Here is a 5,686-nt window from a genome sequence, read left to right on the forward strand (position 1 = left end):
CGGGGTGAGGGCGGGTAGACCCGTGAGGGCCGTACCGGTGGCAGCGGTGGTGGCGAGCAGGTGGCGTCTGCTGATCACGGGCTTCCTCCAGGGACGGCTGGATGGGAACGATCGATGAAAACGATTCAACCCAAGGCGCCTGGACCGTAGGGCCGGGGTTCGGGGTGCGTCAAGGGGGCTGAAAGGATGTGGGTATATCCCGTGCACACCCCCTTGACGGCCGCATAGGGCCCGGCTAGCTTCCCGGAATCCGGCATTGAAACATTTCATTTGTTGCCCCTGCGTACGCGTCAGGAGACTCCGTGAGCCAGCCTGCTTCGACCGGTGTGCCGGTCCTCGCCCTCGAGGGGGTGAACAAATCCTTCGGCGCCGTACGGGCCCTTCGGGACGTCTCGCTCGAGCTCTTCGCCGGTGAGGCCCATGCCCTGGCCGGTGAGAACGGGGCGGGCAAGTCGACGCTCATCAAGATCCTGGCCGGGGTGCACCGGCCCGACTCCGGCCGGGTGCTGCTGGACGGCGAGCCGGTGGTCTTCCACGGCCCCGCCGACGCCCGTGACGTCGGCACCGCCGTCATCTACCAGGAGCCGACGCTCTTCCCCGATCTGTCCATCGCCGAGAACATCTTCATGGGCCGTCAGCCCCGCCGGGCCCTCGGCCGGATCGACCACAAGGCCGTACGGACCTCCACCGCCGCCCTGATGGCACGGCTCGGCGTCGAACTCGACCCGGACCGGCCCGCCAGGGGCCTGTCCATCGCCGACCAGCAGATCGTCGAGATCGCCAAGGCGCTCTCCTTCGACGCCCGGGTGCTGATCATGGACGAGCCGACGGCGGCGCTCACCGGGAGCGAGACCGCCAGGCTCTTCTCGGTCGTCGAGACGCTGCGCGCCGAGGGCGCCGCCGTGCTGTTCATCTCCCACCGTCTGGAGGAGATCTTCGAGCTCTGCCAGCGGGTCACCACCCTGCGGGACGGCCGGTGGGTGGCCTCCGAGCCGCTGGCCGGGCTCACCCAGGACGCTCTGGTCCGCCGCATGGTCGGCCGGGACCTGGCCGAGCTCTACCCCAAGCAGGACAGCCGGGTCGGCGAGACCGCGCTGTCGGTGCGCCGGCTGACCCGTGAGGGCGTCTTCCGGGACGTCTCCTTCGAGGTGCGGCGCGGTGAGATCGTCGCGCTCGCCGGGCTGGTCGGCGCCGGGCGCACCGAGGTCGCGCAGGCCGTCTTCGGCGTGGACCGGGCGGACGCGGGCGAGGTGCGGGTCGGCGGGGCCGCGCTGCGGCCCGGTTCGCCGACCGCCGCCATGGACGCCGGGCTCGCGCTCGTCCCCGAGGACCGGCGCCAGCGGGGACTGGTGATGGAGATGTCCATCGAGCGGAACATCGGACTGACCGGCCTGGACCGGCTGGGCCGCGCGGGGCTGGTGAAACGGACGCTGGAGCGCGGCCGCGCGGCCGACTGGGCGGTCCGGCTCCGGCTGAAGTACGGCAGCCTCGCCGACCACGTCGGGGTGCTCTCCGGCGGCAATCAGCAGAAGGTCGTGCTCGCCAAGTGGCTGGCGACCGAGCCCACGGTGCTCATCGTGGACGAGCCCACGCGCGGGATCGACGTGGGCACCAAGGCCGAGGTGCACTGGCTGCTGTCGTCGCTGGCCGCCGACGGGCTCGCGGTGCTGATGATCTCCTCCGATCTGCCCGAGGTGCTGGGCATGGCCGACCGGGTCCTGGTGATGCACGAGGGCCGGCTGGTGGCCGAGATCCCGCGCGCCGAGGCCACCGAGGAGTCCGTGATGGCCGCCGCGACCGGGCTCACGGATGGCGCCGGTGGCGCCGGTGTCGCCGGTGAGGCCGCCGAGACCGAGCTCCCCCGCGACGCCGACGCGATCGGGTCCACCGATGGCGCCGCGGCGAGCGGGCGCACCGGCGCCACCGGCGCTAGCGGGCGCACCGGCGCCACCGGCGCCACCGGCGCCACCGGCGCCACCGGCGCCACCGGCGCCACCGGCGCCACCGGTGACACGGGCGCCACCGGGCCCACCGGCGCCACCGGCGCCACCGCAGAAGGGACCCGCACGTGAGCGTGACCATCGAGAAACCCGACAAACCCGCCGCCGCGCCGGAGACGGCACGCTCGGCCCGCTCGCTCGTCGACGCCGTCTTCCGCGCGCGGGAGATCAGCATCGCCGGGGCTCTCGCGCTGCTGGTGCTGTTCACCTGGATCGCCGAACCGCGCTTCCTCGACGACCAGGGCATCAAGGACCTGCTGCTCAACGCCGCCATCCTGGTGCTGCTCGCGGTCGGGCAGTCGGTGGTGGTCATCACCCGCAACATCGATCTGTCGGTCGGCTCCGTGGTGGGCCTGTCCGCCTTCGCCTGCGGGAAGTTCGTCTCCGGCACCGACCACGGGGCGCTGACGGTCCTGGCCCTCGGCCTCCTCGTCGGCGCGGGCTGCGGCATCGTCAGCGGTGCGCTGGTGAGCTTCGGACGGGTGCCCGCGCTGGTGGTGACCCTCGGGATGCTCTACATCATCCAGGGCGTCGACTACTGGTGGGCGCAAGGGGAGCAGATCAACGCCGCCGATGTGCCGCAGTCCCTGCTGGACCTCGGCAGTGGCAGCGTGCTGGGCATCCCGTATCTCCCGCTGATCGCCTTCGTGGTGCTCGCCGGGACCGGGTATGTCCTGCGCACCTACCGCGGCGGCCGTGAGCTGTACGCCATCGGCTCCAGCCCGGAGGCCGCCCGGCTGGCCGGGGTGCCGATCCGGCGGCGGGTGCTGGCCGCGTATCTGTTCTCCGGCGCCGTCTCGGGCTTCGCGGGCGCGCTGTGGCTGGCCCGCTTCGGCACCGTCGTCGCCGACAACGCCCACGGCTGGGAACTCACCGTGGTCAGCGCGGTGGTGGTCGGTGGCGTCGCCATCGTCGGCGGCACCGGCACGGTGTGGGGCGCGGCGCTGGGCGCGCTGCTGCTCACCACCATCGGCAGCGCCCTGGCCGTGCTGAAGGTCGACTCCTTCTGGCAGGACGCCATCGCCGGTGCGCTGCTGCTGGTGGCCATCAGCGTGGACCGGATCGTGAGGGTGCGCATGACCCGCGCGCTGAGGAAGAGGAGCGCACGATGAAGCTCAGGTGGGACACCGCCGTCGGGGTGTTGCTGGTGGCCGTCTTCCTCACCGGACTCGGCACCACGGACGGCTTCGGCAGCCGCGACAACCTCGCCTTCGCCTTCAACGACATCGCCGAGGTGGCGCTGATGGCGCTGCCGATGACACTGCTGGTGGTGGCCGGGCAGGTGGATCTGTCGGTGGCCTCCATGCTCGGCCTGTCCAGCGCGCTCACCGGCCAACTGTGGGACGCGGGCTGGGCGTTCGAGACCATCGTGCCGATCGTGCTGCTGGTCGGCGTGGCCGGCGGGCTGCTCAACGGCTGGCTGGTCACCCGGGTCGGGCTGCCCTCGCTGGCCGTCACCATCGGGACGCTCGCGCTCTACCGGGGGCTGGCCTCGGTGGTGCTCGGCGCAGGCGCCATCACCGACTTCCCCGAGACGTACGCCAAGTGGGCCGTGGACACCACCACCGTGCCCGGCACCTTCCTCACCTATCCGGTGACGCTGTTCATCGTGCTGGCCGCCATCGCCGCGGTGGTGCTGCACGCCACGGGCGTCGGCCGGTCGCTGTTCGCCATCGGCGCCCAGGAGGACGCCGCGTACTTCGCGGGCATCCGCGTCAAGCGCCTCAAGCTGCTGCTGTTCGTGGTCAGCGGGCTGATCTCGGCCTTCGCGGGGGTCGTGTTCACCCTGCGGTACGGCAGCGCGCGGGCCGACAACGGCCAGGGCTTCGAAATGCTCGTCATCGCCTCCGTCCTGCTGGGCGGCGTCGACTTCGACGGTGGCAAGGGCACGCTGTTCGGCGCCGTCGCCGGGGTGCTGCTCATCGGCGTCCTGAAGAACCTGCTGACCCTCAACGACGTGGCCAACGAGGTCCAGGTGATCGTCACCGGGCTGCTGCTGGTGGCCTCCGTCCTCACCCCCCGTCTGATCACCACCGTGAGCGCCTGGCGTCACCGGCGCGCCGCCGCCTCGACCAGCTGATACACCCACGCACCGCGAAAGGTCTTCTCATGATCCAGCGCCCCACCGCGCGCCGCCGCGCCGCCGCCACCGCCGCCGCGGTCTGTGCCCTGGCCGTGGCCCTGGCCGGCTGCGGCGGTACCACCAAGAAGGACAACGACAACGGCGGCGCCGCCAAGAGCGACGCCAAGGCCGACCCCGAAGCCCCCCTGAAGAAGGGCCTCAAGCTGGCCTTCCTGCCCAAGCAGATCAACAACCCCTACGAGAAGCTCATCGACGAGTCGGGGATCACGGCCGCCGGGGAGTTCGGCGGCAAGGGCAAGGAGGTCGGCCCCTCCGACGCCAGCGCCTCCTCCCAGGTGACGTACATCAACACCCTGGTCCAGCAGCGCCAGGACGCCATCCTGATCGCGGCCAACGACCCCAACGCGGTGTGCGGCCCGCTCAAGCAGGCCATGAAGAAGGACATCAAGGTGGTGGCGTACGACTCCGACACCGCCCCGGCCTGCCGCCAGCTCTTCATCAACCAGGCCAGCTCCGAGGAGATCGGCCGCAGCCAGGTCCAGCACCTCGCCAAGCAACTCGACTACAAGGGCCAGATCGCGATCCTCTCCGCCACCCAGAACGCCACCAACCAGAACACCTGGATCCGCTTCATGAAGGACGAGCTGAGCAAGCCCGCCTACAAGAACATGAAGCTGGTCAAGACGGTGTACGGGGACGACGACGACCAGAAGTCCTTCCAGGAGACCCAGGGCCTGCTCAAGGCGTACCCCAAGCTCAAGGGCATCATCGCGCCCACCACGGTCGGCATCGCCGCGGCCGCCCGCTACATCAGCGGCTCCTCGTACCAGGGCAAGGTGGTGCTGAACGGACTCGGCACGCCCAACCAGATGCGCAAGTACGTCAAGGACGGCACCGTCGAGCAGTTCGCGCTCTGGGACCCCAAGAAGCTCGGCTACCTCGGTTCGTACGCCGCGGCCGCGCTCGCGTCCGGGCAGATCACCGGGGCCGAGGGGGAGAAGTTCAAGGCCGGGAAGCTGGGCGAGTACACGGTCGGCAAGAACGGCGAGGTCATCCTGGGCCCGCCCACCGTCTTCGAGAAGTCCAACATCGACAAGTACCACTTCTGAGGCGGTCGGCGATGCGGCGGGTGTGTTTTCTGCTGAAGGTCCGCCAGGACCGGATCGAGGAGTACCGCGAGCGGCACGCGGCCGTGTGGCCCGAGATGCGGGCGGCGCTCTCGGAGACCGGCTGGCACAACTACTCGCTCTTCCTGCGCGAGGACGGGCTGCTCGTCGGCTATCTGGAGACCGAGGACTTCGAGGCGGCCCGGGCCGCGATGGCCGCCACCGAGGTCAACGCCCGCTGGCAGGCCGAGATGGCGCCGTTCTTCGAAGCACTCGACGGCGCCAAGCCGGACGAGGCGATGACGCCGCTCACGGAGGTCTTCCACCTCGCGTAAACGCTCCGCTGAAGGTGCCACGATCCGTCGTCGGCGGTCTGCGGCGCCGTCGTGGCTGGTCGCGCCCACGCGGCGGAGCCGCACCTCGACACAGCCCCGCGCCCCTTCGGGGCGCTGCCGGACCATAGCGGGCTTCGGCCTCCGGCCTCGTCCCGGCTCCGG

At 70.9% G+C, this 5,686-nt stretch carries 5 protein-coding genes; all 5 read left to right on the forward strand.

The genetic code is table 11. The features are described 5' to 3' along the window. Window positions 1-302 precede the first annotated feature (302 nt). The 5 genes from GWI24_RS39515 to GWI24_RS39535 are packed head-to-tail and all read left to right on the forward strand — an operon-like array spanning window position 303 to window position 5,524. Entirely contained in the window at window positions 303-2,072 is a 1,770-nt protein-coding gene (locus tag GWI24_RS39515; protein WP_374103398.1) for a sugar ABC transporter ATP-binding protein, read from the forward strand. Further along, a complete protein-coding gene (locus GWI24_RS39520; protein ID WP_210950854.1) occupies window positions 2,069-3,112 on the forward strand; it encodes an ABC transporter permease in 1,044 nt (347 codons plus the stop codon). The genes GWI24_RS39515 and GWI24_RS39520 overlap by 4 nt, the downstream gene beginning before the upstream one ends. Next, window positions 3,109-4,080, forward strand: a complete 972-nt coding sequence (locus GWI24_RS39525) for an ABC transporter permease (RefSeq protein WP_210950855.1) — start codon at window positions 3,109-3,111, stop codon at window positions 4,078-4,080. The genes GWI24_RS39520 and GWI24_RS39525 overlap by 4 nt, the downstream gene beginning before the upstream one ends. Before the next feature lie 29 nt (window positions 4,081-4,109). Further along, entirely contained in the window at window positions 4,110-5,192 is a 1,083-nt protein-coding gene (gene rhaS, locus GWI24_RS39530; protein ID WP_210950856.1) for a rhamnose ABC transporter substrate-binding protein, read from the forward strand. 11 nt (window positions 5,193-5,203) lie between these two features. Further along, window positions 5,204-5,524 carry an L-rhamnose mutarotase gene (locus GWI24_RS39535; RefSeq protein WP_210950857.1) on the forward strand — a complete coding sequence of 107 codons (321 nt, stop codon included), beginning with the start codon at window positions 5,204-5,206 and terminating at the stop codon, window positions 5,522-5,524. Window positions 5,525-5,686 lie beyond the last annotated feature (162 nt).

The organism is Streptomyces sp. MK37H (assembly GCF_018035285.1).
Classification (GTDB): domain Bacteria; phylum Actinomycetota; class Actinomycetes; order Streptomycetales; family Streptomycetaceae; genus Streptomyces; species Streptomyces endocoffeicus.